The organism is Herbiconiux sp. J20-20 (assembly GCF_057365085.1).
Genome location: NZ_CP195122.1, coordinates 350,148 through 370,106, shown reverse-complemented (window position 1 = coordinate 370,106; position 19,959 = coordinate 350,148). Strand labels below are relative to the sequence as shown.

19 protein-coding genes are annotated in these 19,959 nt (G+C 71.2%); all 19 read right to left on the bottom strand.

Annotation, left to right across the window (positions count from 1 at the left end):
- Positions 1-34: 34 nt before the first annotated feature.
- Positions 35-874, bottom strand: a complete 840-nt coding sequence (gene hisG, locus ACR3ZA_RS01745; RefSeq protein ID WP_473659538.1) for an ATP phosphoribosyltransferase — start codon at positions 872-874, stop codon at positions 35-37.
- Positions 875-916: 42 nt separating this feature from the next.
- On the bottom strand, positions 917-1,180 hold the full coding sequence (locus ACR3ZA_RS01740; RefSeq protein ID WP_473659536.1) for a phosphoribosyl-ATP diphosphatase: 264 nt from the start codon (positions 1,178-1,180) through the stop codon (positions 917-919).
- A 27-nt stretch (positions 1,181-1,207) separates the two neighbouring features.
- The gene (locus ACR3ZA_RS01735) at positions 1,208-1,576 is read right to left on the bottom strand and encodes an FKBP-type peptidyl-prolyl cis-trans isomerase (protein WP_473659534.1); all 369 of its coding nucleotides are present in this window, start codon (positions 1,574-1,576) and stop codon (positions 1,208-1,210) included.
- A gap of 12 nt (positions 1,577-1,588) precedes the next feature.
- Positions 1,589-2,254, bottom strand: coding sequence for a ribulose-phosphate 3-epimerase (gene rpe, locus ACR3ZA_RS01730; protein WP_473659532.1), 666 nt, complete (start codon positions 2,252-2,254; stop codon positions 1,589-1,591).
- On the bottom strand, positions 2,251-3,657 hold the full coding sequence (locus ACR3ZA_RS01725; RefSeq protein ID WP_473659530.1) for a transcription antitermination factor NusB: 1,407 nt from the start codon (positions 3,655-3,657) through the stop codon (positions 2,251-2,253). The genes rpe and ACR3ZA_RS01725 overlap by 4 nt, the downstream gene beginning before the upstream one ends.
- Positions 3,654-4,583, bottom strand: a complete 930-nt coding sequence (gene fmt / locus ACR3ZA_RS01720) for a methionyl-tRNA formyltransferase (RefSeq protein WP_473659528.1) — start codon at positions 4,581-4,583, stop codon at positions 3,654-3,656. The genes ACR3ZA_RS01725 and fmt overlap by 4 nt, the downstream gene beginning before the upstream one ends.
- 28 nt (positions 4,584-4,611) lie before the next feature.
- The gene (locus tag ACR3ZA_RS01715; RefSeq protein ID WP_473659526.1) at positions 4,612-6,564 is read right to left on the bottom strand and encodes a primosomal protein N' family DNA-binding protein; all 1,953 of its coding nucleotides are present in this window, start codon (positions 6,562-6,564) and stop codon (positions 4,612-4,614) included.
- A gap of 13 nt (positions 6,565-6,577) precedes the next feature.
- A complete protein-coding gene (gene metK, locus ACR3ZA_RS01710; RefSeq protein ID WP_473662258.1) occupies positions 6,578-7,714 on the bottom strand; it encodes a methionine adenosyltransferase in 1,137 nt (378 codons plus the stop codon).
- Between the two features lie 118 nt (positions 7,715-7,832).
- Entirely contained in the window at positions 7,833-9,023 is a 1,191-nt protein-coding gene (coaBC, locus tag ACR3ZA_RS01705) for a bifunctional phosphopantothenoylcysteine decarboxylase/phosphopantothenate--cysteine ligase CoaBC (protein ID WP_473659523.1), read from the bottom strand.
- Positions 9,024-9,035: 12 nt separating this feature from the next.
- A complete protein-coding gene (gene rpoZ / locus ACR3ZA_RS01700) occupies positions 9,036-9,293 on the bottom strand; it encodes a DNA-directed RNA polymerase subunit omega (RefSeq protein WP_473557625.1) in 258 nt (85 codons plus the stop codon).
- Between the two features lie 33 nt (positions 9,294-9,326).
- Positions 9,327-10,229, bottom strand: coding sequence for a guanylate kinase (gene gmk, locus ACR3ZA_RS01695; RefSeq protein WP_473659521.1), 903 nt, complete (start codon positions 10,227-10,229; stop codon positions 9,327-9,329).
- The gene (pyrF, locus tag ACR3ZA_RS01690) at positions 10,217-11,101 is read right to left on the bottom strand and encodes an orotidine-5'-phosphate decarboxylase (protein WP_473659519.1); all 885 of its coding nucleotides are present in this window, start codon (positions 11,099-11,101) and stop codon (positions 10,217-10,219) included. The genes gmk and pyrF overlap by 13 nt, the downstream gene beginning before the upstream one ends.
- Positions 11,098-14,400, bottom strand: coding sequence for a carbamoyl-phosphate synthase large subunit (gene carB, locus ACR3ZA_RS01685; protein WP_473659518.1), 3,303 nt, complete (start codon positions 14,398-14,400; stop codon positions 11,098-11,100). Before carB ends, pyrF begins: the two co-directional genes overlap by 4 nt.
- Positions 14,400-15,548, bottom strand: a complete 1,149-nt coding sequence (gene carA, locus ACR3ZA_RS01680) for a glutamine-hydrolyzing carbamoyl-phosphate synthase small subunit (RefSeq protein WP_473659515.1) — start codon at positions 15,546-15,548, stop codon at positions 14,400-14,402. The genes carB and carA overlap by 1 nt, the downstream gene beginning before the upstream one ends.
- Positions 15,545-16,054, bottom strand: coding sequence for a PH-like domain-containing protein (locus tag ACR3ZA_RS01675; protein WP_473659513.1), 510 nt, complete (start codon positions 16,052-16,054; stop codon positions 15,545-15,547). The genes carA and ACR3ZA_RS01675 overlap by 4 nt, the downstream gene beginning before the upstream one ends.
- Positions 16,047-17,354, bottom strand: coding sequence for a dihydroorotase (locus tag ACR3ZA_RS01670; RefSeq protein WP_473659511.1), 1,308 nt, complete (start codon positions 17,352-17,354; stop codon positions 16,047-16,049). Before ACR3ZA_RS01670 ends, ACR3ZA_RS01675 begins: the two co-directional genes overlap by 8 nt.
- Positions 17,351-18,328, bottom strand: a complete 978-nt coding sequence (locus ACR3ZA_RS01665; RefSeq protein ID WP_473662257.1) for an aspartate carbamoyltransferase catalytic subunit — start codon at positions 18,326-18,328, stop codon at positions 17,351-17,353. Before ACR3ZA_RS01665 ends, ACR3ZA_RS01670 begins: the two co-directional genes overlap by 4 nt.
- 5 nt (positions 18,329-18,333) lie before the next feature.
- The gene (gene pyrR, locus ACR3ZA_RS01660) at positions 18,334-18,885 is read right to left on the bottom strand and encodes a bifunctional pyr operon transcriptional regulator/uracil phosphoribosyltransferase PyrR (RefSeq protein ID WP_473659509.1); all 552 of its coding nucleotides are present in this window, start codon (positions 18,883-18,885) and stop codon (positions 18,334-18,336) included.
- A gap of 164 nt (positions 18,886-19,049) precedes the next feature.
- Positions 19,050-19,955 carry an ABC transporter permease subunit gene (locus tag ACR3ZA_RS01655; RefSeq protein WP_473659507.1) on the bottom strand — a complete coding sequence of 302 codons (906 nt, stop codon included), beginning with the start codon at positions 19,953-19,955 and terminating at the stop codon, positions 19,050-19,052.
- Positions 19,956-19,959 lie beyond the last annotated feature (4 nt).

Below are 19,959 nucleotides of genomic sequence, written 5' to 3'. Positions count from 1 at the left end.
GTCACCTCGCCGAGACTCACAGCGTCGGGCATCGTCAGATCCGCGCGGCGTGAATGGAGCTGACCAGAATTGCGCGTGCACCCAGGCTGTAGAGCTCGTCCATGACCTGGTTGGTCTCGGCGCGCGGCACCATGACGCGCACGGCGACCCAGCCGGTGTCGCGCAGCGGCGACACGGTCGGGGACTCGAACCCGGGGGTGATGGCCGACGCCTTCTCGACCAGTTCCGCCGGCAGGTCGTAGTCCATCAGCACGTACTGGTGGGCGACCATGACGCCTTGGATGCGACGGCGCAGCGTCTGCAGGCCGGCGACCTCATCGTTCGCGGCGATCAGGACCGCCTGCGACTTGAGGATCACCGGGCCGAAGATCTCCAGCCCCTGCTTCTTGAGGGTCGACCCGGTCTCGACCACATCGGCCACCGCATCCGCGACGCCGAGGCGCACCGCGGACTCCACGGCGCCGTCGAGTCGCACGACGTCGGCCTCGACGTGGTGCGAGGCGAGGAAGTCTCGCACCAGTGCGTCGTAGCTCGTCGCCACCCGCAGCCCGGCGAGATCGCTCAGTTCGCTGAAGCGGCCCACCGGGCCAGCGAACCGGAACGTGGAGGCGCCGAAGTCGAGCTCATCGATCTCGACGGCCGGCGACTGCGAGTCCAGCAGCAGATCGCGGCCGGTGACGCCGACATCGAGCGCGCCGGAGCCGACGTAGGTCGCGATGTCGCGCGGACGCAGGTAGAAGAACTCGACGTTGTTGCGCGGGTCTGCGACGATGAGCTCTTTGGGGTCGCGCCGGGTGGCGTAGCCCGCCTCGCGAAGCATCTCGACGGCGGTCTCCGAGAGCGATCCCTTATTGGGCACCGCGATTCTCAGCATGATTCTGCTTTCTGGTGGTGAACGTGACGGCCTGGGCGACGTTCACAGATGTCGGTAGACGTCCTCGAGGCTCAGGCCCTTCGCGAGCATGAGCACCTGGAGGTGGTACAGGAGCTGCGAAATCTCTTCCGCGGTCTCGGCGTCGCTCTGGTACTCGGCGGCCATCCACACCTCGGCGGCCTCTTCCACGATCTTCTTGCCGATCGCGTGGACACCCGCCTCGAGTTCCGCGACCGTGCCCGAGCCAGCGGGGCGCGTCGCGGCCTTCTCGGCGAGTTCCGCGTAGAGCGAGTCGAAAGTCTTCACGCCTCCAGGGTACCGGCGCGCGGAGGCTTATCCGACGGCGAGGAGGTCGATCACGAAGACGAGGGTGCGACCCGAGAGCCGGTGCCCTCCGCCGACGGGACCGTAGGCGTACTGCGGCGGGCAGATGAGCTGACGACGGCCGCCCACCTTCATGCCGGGGATGCCGTCCTGCCAGCCCTTGATGAGGCCGTTGAGGGGGAACTGGATCGAGGCGCCGCGGTCCCAGCTGGCGTCGAACTGCTCGCCGGTCTCGAAGTCGACACCGACGTAGTGGACGTCGACGTTCGCGCCGGGCGTCGCCTCGGCTCCGTCACCCACCTCGAGGTCGGTGATCACGAGTTCGGTGGGCGCATCGCCGAGGGTCGGTTCGATCTCGGGCTTCGTCTTGTTGCTCATGAGAACAGTCAATCAGACGTGCGAATGTCCCGTGGCCGCGGCGCGCAACTCCTCGATCGCGGTCTCGACGTCGGCGGCACCGTAGACGCTCGACCCGGCGACGAAGGTGTCAGCGCCGGCCTCGGCGGCGATGCCGATCGTGTCAAGCGCGATGCCGCCGTCGACCTGCAGCCACACGGCGGACCCGGTCCGGGCGGCCTCGGCGCGCAGCAGGCGCAGCTTCGGCATCATGTCAGCCATGAAGCTCTGTCCACCGAAGCCGGGCTCGACGGTCATCACCAGGATCTGGTCGAACTCGGGCAGCAGCTCCAGGTAGGGCTCGATCGCCGTCCCGGGCTTCACAGCCAGGCCGACGCGGGGCCCGATCTCGCGGATCCGGCGCGCGAGCGCCACCGGGTTCTCGGTCGCCTCCGCGTGGAAGGTGATCGAGAAGCAGCCGAGCTCCGCGTAACCGGGCGCCCAGCGATCCACGTCGGTGATCATCAGGTGCACGTCGAGCGGGAGCGCCGAGACGTCCTGGATGCGTCCGACCATCTGCGGCCCGAACGTCAGATTCGGCACGAAGTGGTTGTCCATGACGTCGACGTGGACGCCGTCCGCGGCGCCGATCCGCTCGATCTCGGACTGCAGGTTGACGAAGTCGGCCGACAGGATGCTCGGCTGGATGCGCACGGTCACGACTCGAGCGTAGTCAGAAGCTGGATGAACATGGCGTCGGTGCCGTGGCGGTGCGGCCAGAGCTGCACGGCGGTGCCCGGCGGCAGCTCCAATTCGCTGGTGGCGATCTCCGAGACCACCGCGGGGGTGTCGACCGCACGGAGTCCGGGGTGGCGTTCGAGCGCCGCTGCGACCGTGTCGCGCGTCTCGGCGAGGTGCGGCGAGCAGGTCACGTAGGCGAGCAGACCACCGGGCGCCAGCGACGTGATCGCGGCGTCCAGGAGGCTCGCCTGCAGCGGCGCGAGCTCGGCCACATCGCTGCGCTGCTTGCGCCAGCGCGCCTCGGGGCGGCGGCGCAGGGCGCCGAGTCCGGTGCAGGGCGCGTCAAGCAGGATCCGGTCGTAGCGCCCCGCGGCCTCGGCGCCGGTGCCCGTGCCGAACCGAGTGCCGTCGCCCTCGAGCACGACCGGCGGCGCATCGAACACGCTCAGCGCGTTGCGGACGAGGCCCGCGCGCGCCGGGACCAGTTCGTTGGCGACGAGCTCGGCGCCGGTTCGCTGTGCCTCGGCGGCGAGCAGCGCGGCCTTGCCGCCGGGGCCGGCGCACAGGTCGAGCCAGCGCTCCCCCGCGCGCACCGGACGCGCCCGGCTGAGGGCCAGGGCCGCCAGCTGTGAGCCCTCGTCCTGCACGCGCACCCGTCCGCTCGCGACCAGCGGGACGGAGCGCGGATCGCCGCCCGGAGAGCGGACGGCAACCGGAGAGACTCCCCCGGCCCGACCGACCTCGGCGGGCTCGGCGAGGCCCGGCAGCGCCACCAGGCTCACTGCGGGGGGCAGGTTGTCGGCGTGCAGGAGCTCATCGAGCTCGTCGGTGCGGTTCTCCGCTCCGAGCGCGGCGCGGAACGCTTCCACGATCCAGCGCGGGTGGGCGTGCTCCATCGCGAGCCGCGCGTCACCGGTCAGCCCCGCGAGCGTGTCGGCGAACCAGTCCTCCGCCGGCTTCCGAGCGATCGAGCGCAACACTCCGTTCACGAAGCCGCTCGCCGAGCGGCGACCGAGGGCGACGGTCAGCTGCACGGACTCATCCACGGCGGCGTGCGGCGGAATGCGGGTCGAGAGCAGCTGGTGCACGCCGAGCCGCAGCACGTCGAGCACCTCGGCATCGATCCGGTGAGTCGGGCGACCGGCTGCCAGCTCGATGACGCGGTCATAGCGGCCCAGCCCTCGCAGGGTTCCGTAGGTCAGCTCGGTGGCCAGCGCCGAGTCGGCCGCGTCGAGGCCCGCCTCGGCGAGACGCACCGGCAGCAGCAGGTTGGCGTAGGCATCGCTCTCCCGCACCGCGGCGATCACGTCGTAGGCGACGCGGCGCGAGCTGGAGGCGCGCGTCGGGCGGGGGCGCTTCGCCCCGGTTCTCATCTCGGTCATGAGGCCACCGCCTCGGCGTCGACGGGGCGACCTCGCCACCAGTCGGCGGCGCGCATGGGCTTCTTGCCGGCGGGCTGAATCCGCACCAGCTCGATCGGATCGGTCGCGGTGCCGACGAGCACGGCGGAGCCGACACTGGCGAGCGCGCCCGGCGCGAACCGCACCGCGTCGCGCGCCGGCGCGATCTCGAGCACCTTGACCCGGTCGCCGCCGATCTCGGTGAAGGCGCCCGGCTCCGGGGTGACGCCGCGGATGTGCGCACTCACGAGGTCGGCGGGGCGACTCCAGTCGATGCGGCCATCCTCCAGCCGGAGCTTGGGCGCCGCGCTCGGCTCGCCGGTCTGCTCCGTCGCCTGCGCGCGTCCGGAGGCGAGGTCGTCGACGACTCTCGCGAGCTGGCGCGCGCCGGAGAGCGCGAGAGCCTCGAGCACGTGCCCCGCCGTCTGCAGCGGTGTGATCGGCACCGACTCGATGGCGAACACCGGGCCCGCGTCGAGCTCCTCGACGAGCTGGAAGACCGCGGTTCCCGTGGTGGTGTCACCGGCCATGATCGCGCGCTGAACCGGCGCCGCGCCGCGCCACTTCGGCAGGAGCGAGAAGTGCAGGTTGATCCAGCCGTGCCGAGGAGCGCTGAGCAGCGGCTCGCGGATCAGGCCGCCGTAGGCGACGATGACGCCGAGATCGGCGTCGAGGGCCGCGAGCTGCTCGGTCACCGGCCCCATCCGGTTCGCGCGGATCACCGGGATGCCCTCGCGCTCGGCGAGTTCGGCGACGGGGGTCGGCGTCAGCACCCGCTTGCGGCCCTGGGGCGAATCCTCCCGGGTCACGACCGCGACCACGTCGTGCGGGCCCGCGATGAGCGCCTCCAGGCTCGGCACGGCGGCGGCCGGGCTACCGGCGAAGATGAGGCGGAGCGGAACGGGCATTCGACCATTCTCTCAGCACGTGGCCGAGCTATTCCTCGAAAGGCTCCGGGTCGTCGAAGCGGGCCCGCAGAGGCAAGGGCTGACGGCCCCGACGCGGACTGCCGGGAACGGGCTTGCGTCGGCGTGTCGCGTGGCGGATGATCTCCCCGCGCACCGCGTGGGCGACCGCGGCACCCGCGGCGTAGTCGAAGCGCAGCAGCGCGCGACTGCGGCCGTCGTGCTCGGTGACGCCGAGCACGTCGACGGTCGGGGGCAGCTCCGCGACCGCCGCGGCCACGACATCGGGGAACCCGTCGAGCGTCGCCATCCGCACGGCGGGCGGGAAGCGCAGTTCGCGACGATCGGACAGCTCGGCGGAGGCGAGCGTGTCGAAGCGCCAGGTCACCATCGACGAGGCGAGGGCTCCGCCGACCCCGACGAGCACCACCACGCCGTCGTCGGCGGCCAGCGCCGCGGCGTCGGCCCACCAGCGAGCGCAGTCCTCCGCGACGCGCAGGCTCTCGCGCGCGATCATCCGCTCTCCGTCGAGCAGGAGCACAGCCCGATAGCCTCCCGCGGCGATCGGCTCGGCGCCGCGCGTCGCGATCACCAGGGTGGGGCGCTCGTCCACCTCGAGCACGGTGCGCTCGCCGTCGGCGATGATGACTCTCACCCCCGGGAAGGCTCGCCCGAGCTCATCGGCCGTCCTCCCCGCGCCGACGCCGCTGCGACGCAGACGCGTGGACTCGCAGGTCGGGCACCGCCAGGAGGTCTCCAGCGCGCCGCACCAGGTGCACGACGGCACCGCTCCGGCGGTTCGCTCGCGCAGCGGGCCGGCGCATGTACGGCAGCGGGCTGCCGTCCCGCAGTCCTGGCACCTCAGCCCCGGAGCGTAGCCGGGCCGCGCGACCTGCACGAGCACCGGCCCCTCCTCGAGCGCCGCCCGCGCCTGTTTCCATGCGAACGACGGAATACGCGCCTGAGCGGCGAGTCCGTCGTTCGCGGCCATGTTCGCGGTGGGGACGACCCGCGGATGCCGCGGCCGCTCTGGAGCAACCTCACCGAGCCAGCCCACCTCCACCAGTCGCTGCACTTCCGTGGAGCGCGTGTGCCCGGCGAGCACCAGGGCGCAGCGCTGCTGCTCCTGACGCACGAGCGCGGCGTCGCGCGCGTGGACGTACGGCGCGAGCGGCTCGCCGAGCAGCGGGTCGCCGTCGTTCCAGATCGCGATGAGGCCGAGCTTCGACGCGGGGGCGTAGATCGCCGAACGGTTGCCGACGATGACGACGGGGGCCGGTTCCCGGGCCCGCAGCAGGCCGCGATAGCGCTCCGGGTCGCTCTGCCGGGCGTCCGCGCGCACCAGCGCATCGGACGGCACCAGCTCGGCGAGCACCGCGGCGAGCTGCTCCTGATCGCGGTGGTCGGGCACGACGAGGATGGCCGACTCGCCCGCGGCGAGGGTGCGCGCCGCGAGCTGTCCCAGCGTGCGCGCCCAGCGGCCGACCCACCGCCCGTCGGCGGTGCGGGTGACGCCCGGTCGCACGCTCAGTGCGATCCGTCGTCGATCCGCGAGGGCGCCCTCGAGTTCGCCGGGCACATAGTCGGTGACCACGGGCGACTCGAACGTGGCGACGGGGGCATCCGCCTCGCGTGCCAGCCACGTCTTCTCCACGCGCGCCTGGCGCTTCGGGATCGCCAGGCGGAGCACGTCATTCGCCGACCCGGCGGCGCGGTCCGCGACCGCACGCGCGAGATGCCACACCTCGGGGGCGAGCACACACACGGGCGAGACCACCGCCGCGACGTCGCTGAGCGGTCCCGGATAGTCCCGCTGCTGCGTGATCTCGACCAGGAATCCGGTGGCGAGTCGGCCGGCGCTGCGCAGCGGCACGGAGACGCGTTGGCCCGGCTCGACGCCATCGAGGAGCTCGGGAATCCGGTAATCCAGCAGACGATCGAGCTGAGGCAGCGGCGAGTCGACGAGAACCCTGGCGATCCTCACACCGCGCGCTCCCTCAGAGACCGGCCGCGGCGCGGAGGTCGTCGACGCGATCGGTGCGCTCCCAGGTGAAGTCCGGCAGCTCGCGCCCGAAATGGCCGTACGACGCGGTCTGCGAGTAGATCGGACGCAGCAGGTCGAGGTCGCGCACGATCGCGCCCGGACGCAGGTCGAACACCTCGCGGATCGCCGCGATGATGCGCTCCTCCGGCACGTGCGCCGTGCCGAATGTCTCGACATAGAGGCCCACCGGCGCCGCGGCGCCGATCGCATAGGCGACCTGGATCTCGAGCTTGTCGGCGAGCCCGGCGGCGACGGCGTTCTTCGCCACCCAGCGCATCGCGTAGGCGGCCGAGCGGTCGACCTTCGACGGGTCCTTGCCGCTGAAGGCGCCACCGCCGTGACGCGCCGCCCCGCCGTAGGTGTCGACGATGATCTTGCGGCCGGTCAGGCCGGCGTCACCGTGCGGACCGCCGATCTCGAACTTGCCGGACGGGTTGATGAGCATGCGTGCGTCGCGCGAGGGCAGATCCACCGCGTCGAGCACGGGCCGCACGACGAGCTCTTCGATCTCGGCCCGCAGCGCATCCACCGCGATGTTCGGGGCGTGCTGGGTGGACAGCACGACCGTGTCGATCAGCGCCGGCACGCCGTTCTCGTAGCCGACGGTCACCTGCGTCTTCCCGTCGGGGCGCAGATAGTCGACGAGGCCTTCGTGCCGCACCTGGGCGAGACGCTCGGACATCCGGTGCGCCAGCCAGATGGGCAGCGGCATCAGACTGGGCGTCTCGCGCACGGCGTAGCCGAACATGATTCCCTGGTCGCCCGCTCCCTGCATGTCGAGTGCGTCGGCACTCGCGTGCTCCCGCACCTCGAGGGCGGTGTTGACGCCTCCGGCGATGTCGGGCGACTGCTCGCCGATCGAGATCGACACGCCGCACGATCGACCGTCGAACCAGACGTCCGAGGAGTCGTAGCCGATGTCGGTGATCGTCTTACGGACGAGACCCGGGATGTCGACGTAGCCGTGCGTCGACACCTCGCCGGCGACATGGACGAGCCCGGTCGTCACGAGGGTCTCGACCGCGACGCGCGCGTTCGGGTCCTGCGTCAGCAGCGCGTCGAGGATGGCGTCGCTGATCTGGTCGCACATCTTGTCGGGGTGCCCCTCCGTGACCGACTCGGAGGTGAACAGTCGCAGCGAGGACGAGGAGGAAGAAGTCACGGTCGGCCTGTCGGTCGAGGGGCGGGGATCAGCGCTGACCCGAAGCTCAGCGCGTGAGATCCAGGATACGGTGGGCCACCGACGCCTTGCTGCCGGAGGCCTCCTCCACGATAGACCCCGCGGAATCGAGCACGACGATCGTGTTGTCGTCCTGCGAAAAGCCCTCGTTCCAGCCGACGGCGTTCACCACCAGGAAGTCGCAGCCCTTGCGCTCCGCCTTGCGACGGCCCAGCTCAAGGAGCGCCTCGCGGTCTGGCTCGGTCTCGGCGGCAAAGCCGATGATCGTCTGGCCAGGGCGACGCGCATCCACGAGTTCGCGCAGAATGTCGGGGTTCTTCACCAGCCGCAGCTCGAGTGCATCGCCCTGCGTCTCCTTCTTGATCTTGCGATCCGAGACTGCGTCGGGGCGGTAATCGGCGACCGCGGCCGCCATGACGATGACATCGGCGGACTCGGCGGCCCGGTGCGCGGCGTCGCGGAGCTCGCGCGCCGTCTCGACCCGCACGACCTCGACACCGCCCAGCGAGCCCTCAAGCACTCCCGGATCGGTGTGAGCCGCGATCAGTGTGACGTCGGCCCCGCGAGCAACGGCCGCGCGCGCGATCGCCACGCCCTGCTTGCCGCTGGACCGGTTGCCGAGGAAGCGAACCGGGTCGAGGGGCTCTCGCGTGCCGCCCGCCGTGACCAGGATGCGCTGGCCGACCAGGTCGCGGGGGCCGACCGCTGCCAGCGCCGCCTCGACGATGTCGTCAGGCTCGGACATCCGACCCGGGCCGGAGTCGCTGCCGGTGAGCTGGCCCGAGGCCGGGCCGACGACCGTGACGCCGCGCTCTCGGAGCGTCGCCACGTTGGCGACGGTCGCCGGGTGATGCCACATCTCGGTGTGCATCGCCGGGGCGACCACGAGCGGCGCGGTGCTCGCCAGCACGGTGTTGCCGAGCAGATCGTCGGCGAGCCCCAGCGCCAGCTTGGCGAGCGAGTTCGCGGTCGCCGGCGCGATCACGATGAGGTCGGCGCGCTGGCCGAGCGCGACGTGGCGCACCTCGGCGACGCCCTCGTAGAGCTCGGAGTGGACCGGGTTGCGGCTGATCGCCTCGAGCGTCGGACGGCCCACGAAGCGGAGGGCCGCCTCCGTCGCGATGACCTGCACGTCGTGGCCCGCGAGCACGAAGGCGCGCACGACATTCACCGCCTTGTACGCGGCGATGCCGCCGGTGATCCCGACGACGATCCTCATCGCGGGACCGGATTACTCCGCGGTGCGCGTGAGGACGAGCTTGTCCTCGTTGATCTCGTGAAGCGCGACCGAGAGCGGCTTGTCCTCGATCGTCGAGTCGACGAGCGGTCCGACGTTGTCGAACAGCGAGCCCTCGTGAAGGTCGGCGTAGTAGTCGTTGATCTGGCGAGCGCGCTTCGACGCGAAGATCACGAGCTGGTACTTCGAGTCGACGCGCGACAGCAGCTCGTCGATGGGCGGGTCGATGATGCCCTTGCTCTTGTCAGCCATGGGTTTCCTTCCGGAGAGTCGTCGCGCCGCGGCTCAGGCGCCGGGCACTGCCAGCAATTCTACGACCTCGCGCGCCGCTTGGCCGACGTCGCGGTTCACAACGCGCACATCGAACTCGTCTTGGGCGCGCAATTCGACCTTCGCGGTCTCCAATCGGCGCGTCTGCTCGGCCGGTGGCTCGGTGCCGCGCCCGACCAGGCGGCGCACCAGCTCCTCCCAGCTGGGCGGCAGCAGAAACACCAGCAGGGCCTCCGGCATCGCCTGCCGGACCGCGCGGGCCCCCTGCAGATCGATCTCCAGCAGCACGCTGCGGCCCGAAGCCAGTGCGGCGTCGACGGGCGGCCGCGGCGTGCCGTAGCGGTAGGCGTTGTGCACCGTCGCGTACTCGAGGAACTCGCCGTCGCGCACCATGCGGTCGAACTCATCGTCGCTGATGAAGTAGTAGTGCTCGCCGTCGACCTCACCCGGGCGCGGGGCGCGCGTGGTCGCCGACACACTGAACATGACGTCGGGGTAGTTCTCGCGGATGAAGCTCGACACGGAACCCTTGCCGACCGCCGTCGGTCCGGCGAGGACGACGAGGCGGCTCTGCGGCGTCTCGATGCGCCCCTCGCGAGTCAGGAGGTAGTCGCGCAGCCGCGCGCGCTGCCGGACGCCGAGCCCGCCGACGCGCTTCGAGTGGGCGATGCCGAGCTCGTCGAGCGCGCGGTCGGCGCGCGTCGCGCCCACGGTGGGAATGCTCATCAGCAGTTCGCGGACCCGCAGGGTCGCCTCGGGCGCCGTCGGCTCGGCGGCCCAGCCGGTCTCGGCGACCTCCAGGGCGCGCTTCTCCCCCGTCGCGACGGCGTGCTTGATCGCGGCGCGGGCGCGGCGCGCGGCGACCGCCGCGCGGGAGGCGGCGACGCGGTCGACCTCGGGCGGGCTCAGCCGCGGCATGCGGTCTCGACCTCCGTCACGGCCGAGGCGACAGCCGCAGCCAACTCGTCGGGCCCGGCTGAGAGCACACTGCGCGAGGCGCTGGCGATGACCGCCCCGAGTGTGGGTCCGAACAGCGCGGGGAGCTCGGCGAACGTCGCCCCCTGGTGCCCGAATCCGGGCGCCAGAATCGGCGTGCGGACGAGTTCGTCCGGCGAGAGGCCGTAGTCCGTCAGATCGACGGTGGCGCCGACGACGACACCGAACTCGTCGAGCGGCGCGGCGGCGCTGGACTCGGTGCGCCGCGCGTGGAGCTCCGCGACCGTGGCCGCGGCGACGGTGCGTCCCTGCTGCCCGCCGGACCTGACGACGGCGGTCTGCACGTCGGCGGCTTCGGGATTCGAGGTGGCGGCGAGCACGAACACGCCCTTGCCGTGCGCCGACGCCTGGTCGAGCACCCCATCGAGGGAGCCGACGCCCTGGTAGGCGACCGCCGTCATCGCGTCGGCTTCGAGAGGCGAGCCCGGCGTCAGCCACGCCTGACCGTAGGCGTCGACGGAACTGCCGACATCGCCGCGCTTGACGTCGGCGATCACGAGGAGCCCGGCGGCACGCGCCGCCGCGAGCACCTCCTCGAGCGCGGCGAATCCGGCGGCGCCGTGACGCTCGAAGAACCCGACCTGCGGCTTGACGATGCCCGCGGTGCCCGCGGACGCGTCGACAACGCGCAGACCGAACTCCCGAACACCCGAAGCGGAGTCGGGCAGACCCCACGACGCCAGCAGTGACCCGTGCGGATCGATCCCGACGCAGAGTCGACCGCGCTCATCGAAGACGCGCGCCAGCCGAGAGCCGAAGCTCTCGACCTGCGTGCGGGCCGCCGGCGTGCTCACCGCGCTGCCTCCCGCACCGCGCGGTCGGCGGCGTAATCCTGCAGACTCCGCACCCGGATGTCGCCGCGCTTGATCTCGAACGCGGCCACGGCGGCCGCGAGCTGCGCGATCGTCGTGAACAGCGGCTTGTCGGCCGCGACCGTCGCGGTGCGGATCTCGAAGCCGTCGGCGCGCGCGGTGCGACCGCTCGGCGTGTTGATCACGACGTCGATCTCGCCCGCGTTGATCAGGTCGACCACGGTGGGCTCGCCGCCGTCGTCCACCTGGCCTTCGAAGTACTTGCGCACCGTGGTCGCCTCGATGCCGTTGCGGGCGAGCACCTCCGCGGTGCCTTCCGTCGCCACGATCTCGAAGCCGAGCTGGCTGAGGCGCAGGATCGGCAGCACGGTCGCGCGCTTGTCGCGGTCGGCGACCGACACGAAGACGCGGCCGCTCTCCGGAAGACCGCCGTAGGCGGCATCCTGGCTCTTGGCGAACGCGCGCGGGAAGTCGGCGTCGATCCCCATCACCTCACCGGTCGAGCGCATCTCCGGGCCGAGCACCGAGTCGACGACGTTGCCTTCGCGGGTGCGGAAGCGCTTGAACGGCAGCACCGCCTCCTTCACCGAGACCGGCGAGTCGAGCGAGACGACCGACCCATCGTGCTCGGGCAGCAGGCCGTCGGCGACGAGGTCACGCACGGTCTTGCCGACCATGACGAGCGAGGCCGCCTTCGCCAGCGGAATCCCGAGCGCCTTCGAGACGAACGGCACGGTGCGGCTGGCGCGGGGGTTCGCCTCGAGCACGTAGAGCACGCCCGCGCCGATCGCGAACTGCACGTTGATCAGGCCGCGCACGCCGATGCCTTCCGCGATCTTGCGGGTGGCGTCGACCACCTGATCCTGGATGCCGCGGCCGAGCGTCACCGGCGGCAGGGTGCACGCCGAGTCGCCCGAGTGGACCCCGGCCTCCTCGATGTGCTCCATGATGCCGCCGACGTAGAGCTCGGTGCCGTCGTAGAGCGCGTCGATGTCGATCTCGACCGCGTCATCGAGGAAGCGGTCGACCAGCAGCGGCGCACCGGGACCGATGATGGCGTGCTCGCGCACCCGCTCGAAGTAGTCCTCGAGGCTCGGCGAGTCGTAGACGATCTCCATGCCGCGGCCGCCGAGCACGTAGCTCGGGCGCACCAGGACCGGGTAGCCGATCTCCTCGGCGACGCGGATCGCGCTCGGCGCATCCGTCGCGGTGCCGTTGCGGGGCGCGACGAGGCCGGCGTCCCTGAGGATGCGCGAGAAGTGCCCGCGCTCCTCGGCGAGGTCGATCGCATCGGGGCTGGTGCCGAGGATCGGCACGCCCGCTGCCTCCAGACCCTTCGCGAGGCCCAGCGCGGTCTGGCCGCCGAGCTGCACGATGACGCCCACGAGCTCGCCGGACTGCGACTCGGCGTGGATGACCTCGAGCACGTCCTCCAGGGTGAGCGGCTCGAAGTAGAGCCGGTCGCTCGTGTCGTAGTCGGTCGACACCGTCTCCGGGTTGCAGTTGATCATGATCGTCTCGTAGCCGGCCGCCGAGAGCGCGAAGCTCGCGTGCACGCACGAGTAGTCGAACTCGACGCCCTGCCCGATGCGGTTCGGGCCGGAACCGAGGATGACCACCTTCTTGCCCTCGGACGGCGCCACCTCCGTCTCAGCGTCGTAGCTCGAGTAGTGGTACGGGGTGAGCGCCGGGAACTCGCCCGCGCAGGTGTCCACGGTCTTGAAGACCGGGCGCAGACCCAGCTTCCAGCGCAGCTCACGCACCTCCTGCTCGCCGAGGTCGCGCAGCTGCGCGATCTGAGCGTCCGAGAAGCCGTAGTCCTTCGCGAAGCTCAGCACCTCGAGGCTGAGCTCCTCGGCCGCCGCAACCTCGTCGGCAACCTCGTTGATCAGCACGATCTGGTCGAGGAACCAGGGGTCGATGCCGGTCGCCTCGAACATCTCGTCGACCGTGGCGCCGGCGCGCAGCGCCTGCTGGACGGTGACGATTCGGCCGTCGGTGGGCGTGCGGCTGATCTCGATCAGCTCGGCCTTCGTCCGGGATTCCTCGCCCCAATGGAAGCTGCTCCCCCGCTTCTCCAGCGAGCGGAGCGCCTTCTGCAGCGCGGTCGCATAGTTGCGACCGATCGCCATCGCCTCGCCGACGCTCTTCATCGTCGTGGTGAGGGTCGCATCCGCGCTCGGGAACTTCTCGAACGCGAAGCGCGGCACCTTGACCACGATGTAGTCGAGGGTCGGCTCGAAGCTCGCCGGAGTCACCTTGGTGATGTCGTTCGGGATCTCGTCGAGGCGGTAGCCGATCGCGAGCTTTGCGGCGATCTTCGCGATCGGGAAGCCCGTCGCCTTCGAGGCGAGCGCGCTCGAGCGCGAGACGCGCGGGTTCATCTCGATGACGATGATGCGGCCGTTCGCGGGGTCGATGGCGAACTGGATATTGCAGCCGCCGGTGTCGACGCCGACAGCGCGGATGATGTCGATGCCGATGTCGCGGAGCCTCTGGTACTCGCGGTCGGTGAGGGTCAGCGCGGGCGCGACCGTGATCGAATCGCCGGTGTGCACGCCGACCGGGTCGACGTTCTCGATCGAGCAGACGACGACCGTGTTGTCGGCGGTGTCGCGCATGAGCTCCAGCTCGTACTCCTTCCAGCCGAGGATCGACTCCTCCAGGAGCACCTCGGTGGTCGGCGACTGGTGGAGGCCATCGGTGACCATGCGCACCAGCTCGGCGCGGTCGTGCGCGAACCCGGAACCGAGCCCGCCCATGGTGAACGAGGGGCGCACCACGAGCGGGTAGCCGAGTTCGTCGGCCGCCTCCACGGCCGCGGGAACCGTCTTGACGACATAGCTGCGTGCGACGTCGGCGCCCGCCTCGATGACCAGGTCCTTGAAGATCTGACGGTCTTCGCCCTTGTTGATGGCCTCGACCTTGGCGCCGATCAGCTCGACGCCGTACTTGTCGAGGATGCCGTCGCGATCCAGCGCGATCGCGGCGTTGAGCGCGGTCTGGCCGCCCAGGGTGGGCAGGATCGCATCCGGCTTCTCGAGGGCGATGATCGCCTCCAGCGCCTCGGCGTTGATCGGCTCGATGTAGGTGGCGTCGGCGAAGTCCGGGTCGGTCATGATCGTCGCCGGGTTGGGGTTCACCAGGATGACGCGGACGCCCTCCTCGCGGAGGACGCGGCAGGCCTGCGTGCCCGAGTAGTCGAACTCGGCCGCCTGCCCGATCACGATCGGGCCGGAGCCGATGACGAGGACGGAGTTGATGTCGGGGCGCTTGGGCACTAGTTCTGGGCCTTCTTGCTCTGGTGGGCCACGACCATGTCGCGGAAACGGTCGAAGAGGTAATTGGCGTCGTGCGGACCGGCCGCCGCCTCCGGGTGGTACTGCACCGAGAAGGCGGGGATGTCGAGGGCGTTGAGGCCCTCGACCACCTGGTCGTTGAGGCCGATGTGGCTGACCTCGACCTTGCCGTAGCCGTTCGGGCTGTCGCTCGGGGCATCCAGCGGGGCGTCGACCGCGAAGCCGTGGTTGTGCGCGGTGATCTCCACCTTGCCGGTCGCCTTGTCGAGCACCGGCTGGTTGATGCCGCGGTGGCCGAAGGGCAGCTTGTAGGTGCCGTAGCCGAGGGCGCGGCCGAGCAGCTGGTTGCCGAAGCAGATGCCGAAGAACGGCAGACCCGCATCCAGCACCCCGCGCAGCAGCGCGACGTGGGCGTCGCTCGCCGACGGGTCGCCCGGGCCGTTGGAGTAGAACACCGCGACCGGGTCGATCGCGAGCAGCTCGTCGAGCGACACCGACTGCGGCAGCACGTGCACCTCGAAACCGCGCGCGGCCAGGTTGTTGACCGTGGCCTGCTTGATGCCGAGGTCGAGCACCGCCAGGTTGCCGATCCGCTCGCCCTCCGCAGGCGTCACCAGCGCGGCCTCCACGGAGACCTGGGCCGACAGGTTCTGGCCGGCCATCTCCGGCGCTTCGCGCACGAGTGCCAGCTGCGCCTCGGCGTCCAGCTCGGCGTCGGAGCCGGAGAAGATCCCAGCGCGCATCGAGCCGGTGTCGCGCAGGCGGCGGGTCAGCGCTCGCGTGTCGATGCCGCTGATGCCGACGATGCCGGTGCTGTCGAGTTCGTCATCCAGCGAGCGGAGCGCGCGGAAGTTGCTGACCACGCGGGAGGGGTCGCGCACGACGTAGCCGGCCACCCAGATGCGGCGCGACTCCGGGTCCTCGTCGTTCATCCCGGTGTTGCCGATGTGCGGCGCGGTCTGCACGACGATCTGACCGGCGTAGCTCGGGTCGGTGAGGGTCTCCTGGTAGCCGGTCATGCCGGTGGCGAAGACCGCCTCGCCGAGGGTGCGTCCGCGCGCGCCGTAGGCGTGGCCGGCGTAGCGCGTGCCGTCCTCCAGAACGAGAACGGCGGGGTCGTGGCGGATCATGAGGCGTCGCTTTCGGTTGAAACGGGAAGAAGAGCACCCAGCGCGTCGGCGAGCGTCGCCGGGTCGGAGGCGCGGAAGGTCGAGTCGACCGCGAGGTCCGCGTCGCCGAGCAGCCAGCGCACGAACACCAGCCGGTCGCCGCCGGAGGCCCGGTCGATGGTCCAATTGGCGCGGCCGGCGCCGACGATGCGCTCACGCGGGATGAACGCCGGGCCGGCGCGACCGCCGAGGTCGAGCTCGAGCCCGGCATCGTGGATGCGGAGCACCGCCTGGGCGCGGAAGCCGAGGCCGGGCACGGTGATCCGCTCCAGCGGGTGCTCGGCCTGCGTCGTGGCGAGGTACAGCGCCTCGAAGCTGACGCGTGCCTCACCGAGCTCGGCGGGCAGGGGCGGCAGAGAGCCGAGGCTCGCGTGACGACGCGCGCGCGCTCGCCAGGCGACCGCGAGCGAGCCGAACACCAGCGCGAGCACGGCGATGACGATCAGGGTCGGCAGGACCTTATCCATGCGACACCTCCTCGGCGGGGCGCAGCTCGCCGTCCAGCACCGTGGGCACGCCGCCGTGCAGCGTCGCGACGACGCGGCCCGGAAGCGACCGGCCGAGGTACGGCGAGTTGATGCCCTTGCCACGGAGCCGTGCGGTGCTGAAGTCGGAGCGGGCGCTCGGGTCATAGAGGGTGACATGCGCGGGGCTGCCCACCTCGAACGGCGCGTCGTAGCCGCCGAGAAGACCGATCTCGGCGGGCGCGCTCGAGAGCACGCGCGCGACATCGCCCCAGCCGAGCTGTCCGCTGTCGACGACGGCCTCCTGCACGACGCTGAGTGCGCTCTCCAGACCGACCATGCCGAAGCTGGCCTCCGCCCAGGCGCACTCCTTCGACTCGACGGGGTGCGGCGCGTGATCGGTCGCGACGATGTCGATGGTGCCATCGGCCAACGCTGCGCGCAGCGCCTGCACGTCCTCGTCACGGCGCAGCGGCGGGTTGACCTTGAAGCGCGGGTCGTAGCTCTCCACCAGCTGCTCGCTGAGCAGCAGGTGGTGCGGGGTGACCTCGGCGGTGACCTGGATGCCGCGCGCCTTCGCCCAGCGCACCACCTCGACGCTGCCCGCCGTCGAGAGATGGCAGATGTGCAGCCGGGCGCCGACGTGCTCGGCGAGCAGCACATCGCGCGCGATGATCGACTCTTCGGCGACGGCGGGCCAGCCGGCGAGCCCGAGGCGGCTCGAGAGCTCGCCCTCGTTCATCTGGGCGCCCTCGGTGAGGCGCGGCTCCTGGGCGTGCTGGGCGACGACGCCCCCGAACGTGGAGACGTACTCGAGCGCGCGCCGCATCAGCAGCGGGTCGTGCACGCACATGCCGTCATCGCTGAAGACGCGCACCTGGGCGCGCGACTGCGCCATGGCGCCGATCTCGCTGAGGCGCTCCCCGGCGAGGCCGACCGTGACCGCGCCGATCGGGCGCACCGTGACATAGCCGTGCTGCGCGCCGAGCGAGGCGACCTGCTCGACAACGCCCGCGGTGTCGGCCACCGGAAAGGTGTTCGCCATCGCGTGCACGGCGGTGAAGCCGCCCGCCGCCGCCGCCCGCGAGCCGGTGAGCACCGTCTCGCTCTGCTCGAAGCCGGGCTCGCGCAGGTGGGTGTGCAGGTCGACGAGGCCGGGCAGCGCCTGGAGACCGTTCGCGTCGATCAGCTGGGCGCCGGAGGCCGCGATCCCCGCCCCGCGCTCGGCGATCACGCCGTCGCGGACGAGCAGATCCGTCGTCTCACCGCTGGGGAGCGTGGCGCCCTGAATCAGGATGGTCATGCGCTGGGGCCTCCGGTCGTGGTGGGTGCGGTCGACGAAGTTCCCGAGAGCACGAGGTAGAGCACCGCCATTCGAATCGACACCCCGTTGGTGACCTGATCGAGAACCCGCGACTGCGGCGAATCGGCGGCCGCCGCCGAGATCTCGAGACCGCGGTTCATCGGTCCGGGATGCATCACTATCGTATGCGGCGAAAGCTGGGCGAACCGGGCGTCATCGAGGCCCCACTGGCGGGCGTACTCGCGCTCGTGCGGGAAGAAGGCGGCGTGCATCCGCTCCTGCTGGATGCGCAGCATCATCAGCACGTCCGGCTTCGCCGCGATCGCCTCGTCGAGGTTGGATCCCGTCGTCACCGGCCAGGAGGCGATGCCGGTCGGCAGCAGCGTCGACGGCGCAACCAGGTGCACGCGAGCGCCGAGCGTTGTCAGCAGCCAGACATTGCTGCGCGCGACGCGCGAGTGCAGCACGTCGCCGACGATCGTGACGCGGAGGCCCTCAAGGTCTTTGCCGCGGGAGGCGGCGCCGTGGCGGGCCTTGCGCATCGTGAACGCGTCGAGCAGGCCCTGCGTGGGGTGCTCGTGCGTGCCGTCGCCGGCGTTCACGACGGCCGCGTCGATCCAGCCGCTCGTGGCGAGGGTGTGCGCGGCCCCGGAGGCGCTGTGCCGCAGCACGACCGCGTCGATGCCCATGGCGGCGATCGTCTGCGCGGTGTCCTTCAGGCTCTCGCCCTTCGACACGCTCGAGCCCTTCGCGCTGAAAGTGATGACGTCGGCCGACAGCTTCTTCGCCGCCGACTCGAAGCTCAGCCGGGTGCGCGTGGAGTCCTCGAAGAACAGGTTGGCGACGGTGCGGCCGCGCAGCGTCGGAAGCTTGGGCACGGCGCGGGTGGCGACGTCGCCCATGTCCTCGGCGATGTCGAGAATGGCGATCGCGGTCTCGCGATTGAGCTGGTGCGCGCTCAGCAGGTGGCGCAGCTCGGTCATCGCGTCTCCTCCTCGTCGGGCGCCGAGATCGCGATCAGGTCGTCGCCGTCCGTCTCGGCGAGGTGCACGTTGATGCGCTCCGTCGTCGAGGTCGGCAGGTTCTTGCCGACGTAGTCGGCGCGGATCGGCAGCTCGCGGTGACCACGGTCGACGAGCACGGCGAGACGCACGGCGCGCGGGCGACCGTGGTCGTTCAGGGCATCGAGGGCGGCGCGGATCGTCCGGCCGGAGTAGAGCACATCGTCGACGAGCACGACCGTCTTGCCGTCGATGCCGCCGGCAGGGATCCGCGTCGGGTGCGGGGTGCGGGTCGGCTGTGCGGCGAGGTCGTCGCGGTACATGGTCACGTCGAGGGAGCCGACCGTGGCCGAGCCGGGCTCGAGCTTCTCGAGTGTGGCGGCGAGACGCTCGGCGAGGAGCACGCCCCGGGTCGGAATGCCCAGGAGCACGAGATCGGACGCTCCGCGATTGGCTTCGAGGATCTCGTGCGCGATGCGGGTGAGAGCCCTCTGGATGTCGTCCTGCTGCAGCACGGTTCGCGTGCGCATCCGGACCTCCTTCCCCGCCTCCCGGACGGACTTAAAGGATGTCGTGTTCCCCCGATGCTACACCCCCACCGCCGAGCGCTACCCGTGCACGCGAGAGCTACCGAAACTCCGGTCGCGCTCGTGAGTTTCGGTAGCGCTCGGCGGAAGGCGTCGGGCGGGGACGGCTAGCCCCAGCGGGAGAGGAGGGCGCGCTCGAGGAGGCCGATGAGGGCGTCGGAGAGCTTGCCGAGGATGGCGAGGACGATGATCGCGAGGAACAGGCGGTCGATGCGGCCGTTGTTCTGCGACTCAATGAGCAGGAACCCGAGTCCCATCGTCGAGCCGAGCAGCTCGGCGGCGACCAGGAACAGCCAGGCCTGCGCGAGCGCGAGCCGGAGGCCGGACACGATCGCCGGGATGACGGCGGGCAGCTGCACCGTGAACAGCAGCCGGATGCCGTGGAACCCGTACGCCCGCCCCAGCTCGACCAGGTGCGGGTCGACGTGCCGGAGGGCTCCCGCAACAGTCGTGTAGACCGGGAAGAGCGCCCCGATCGCGACCAGGGTGACCTTGGAGTCCTCACCGAAGCCCAGGTACAGAATGAGCAGCGGCACCCAGGCGAGCGACGGAACCGCGCGGGCTGCCCCGACGGTCGCCGCCAGGAAGCCGTCGGCGAGTCGCGACAGCCCGACCAGGGAGCCGAGCGCGAGGCCCGCGACGGCGCCGATGGCGAAGCCGAGGAAGACCCGCTGGGTGGAGATGCCGATGTGCTCCCAGAGCAGCCCGCGCTGGGCGAGGTCGACCGCGGCGACGACGAGCGACTCCGGCGTGGGCAGCTTGAACAGCGGCACCCAGCCGAGGTGCGAGGCCGCCCACCAGAGGGCGAGCAGCGCGAGCGGGATGATCGCGCCGAGCGCCGCCCGCGACCCGGCGCGACGGCCGGCGCGCGGGCGCTCGACCGCGGACGTGCCCTGACGGCCGACCGCGACGAGGGTGGCGGCCTCCCCCGTCACCTGAGGGTCGGCGGAGGGCCCGGCGCTGCCGCCGCGCACGACCGTCTCGCCGTTCAGGTATCTGGGGGAAGCCGCCATGATC

What these genes read in the sequence shown, in the direction of transcription:
- hisG (WP_473659538.1), bottom strand. Translation starts at nt 874, where the DNA reads ATGCTGAGAATCGCGGTGCCCAATAAGGGATCGCTCTCGGAGACCGCC.
- ACR3ZA_RS01735 (WP_473659534.1), bottom strand. Translation starts at nt 1,576, where the DNA reads ATGAGCAACAAGACGAAGCCCGAGATCGAACCGACCCTCGGCGATGCG.
- ACR3ZA_RS01725 (WP_473659530.1), bottom strand. Translation starts at nt 3,657, where the DNA reads ATGACCGAGATGAGAACCGGGGCGAAGCGCCCCCGCCCGACGCGCGCC.
- fmt (WP_473659528.1), bottom strand. Translation starts at nt 4,583, where the DNA reads ATGCCCGTTCCGCTCCGCCTCATCTTCGCCGGTAGCCCGGCCGCCGCC.
- metK (WP_473662258.1), bottom strand. Translation starts at nt 7,714, where the DNA reads ATGTGCGACCAGATCAGCGACGCCATCCTCGACGCGCTGCTGACGCAG.
- coaBC (WP_473659523.1), bottom strand. Translation starts at nt 9,023, where the DNA reads ATGAGGATCGTCGTCGGGATCACCGGCGGCATCGCCGCGTACAAGGCG.
- rpoZ (WP_473557625.1), bottom strand. Translation starts at nt 9,293, where the DNA reads ATGGCTGACAAGAGCAAGGGCATCATCGACCCGCCCATCGACGAGCTG.
- gmk (WP_473659521.1), bottom strand. Translation starts at nt 10,229, where the DNA reads ATGCCGCGGCTGAGCCCGCCCGAGGTCGACCGCGTCGCCGCCTCCCGC.
- carA (WP_473659515.1), bottom strand. Translation starts at nt 15,548, where the DNA reads ATGATCCGCCACGACCCCGCCGTTCTCGTTCTGGAGGACGGCACGCGC.
- ACR3ZA_RS01675 (WP_473659513.1), bottom strand. Translation starts at nt 16,054, where the DNA reads ATGGATAAGGTCCTGCCGACCCTGATCGTCATCGCCGTGCTCGCGCTG.
- ACR3ZA_RS01670 (WP_473659511.1), bottom strand. Translation starts at nt 17,354, where the DNA reads ATGACCATCCTGATTCAGGGCGCCACGCTCCCCAGCGGTGAGACGACG.
- pyrR (WP_473659509.1), bottom strand. Translation starts at nt 18,885, where the DNA reads ATGCGCACGCGAACCGTGCTGCAGCAGGACGACATCCAGAGGGCTCTC.
- ACR3ZA_RS01655 (WP_473659507.1), bottom strand. Translation starts at nt 19,955, where the DNA reads ATGGCGGCTTCCCCCAGATACCTGAACGGCGAGACGGTCGTGCGCGGC.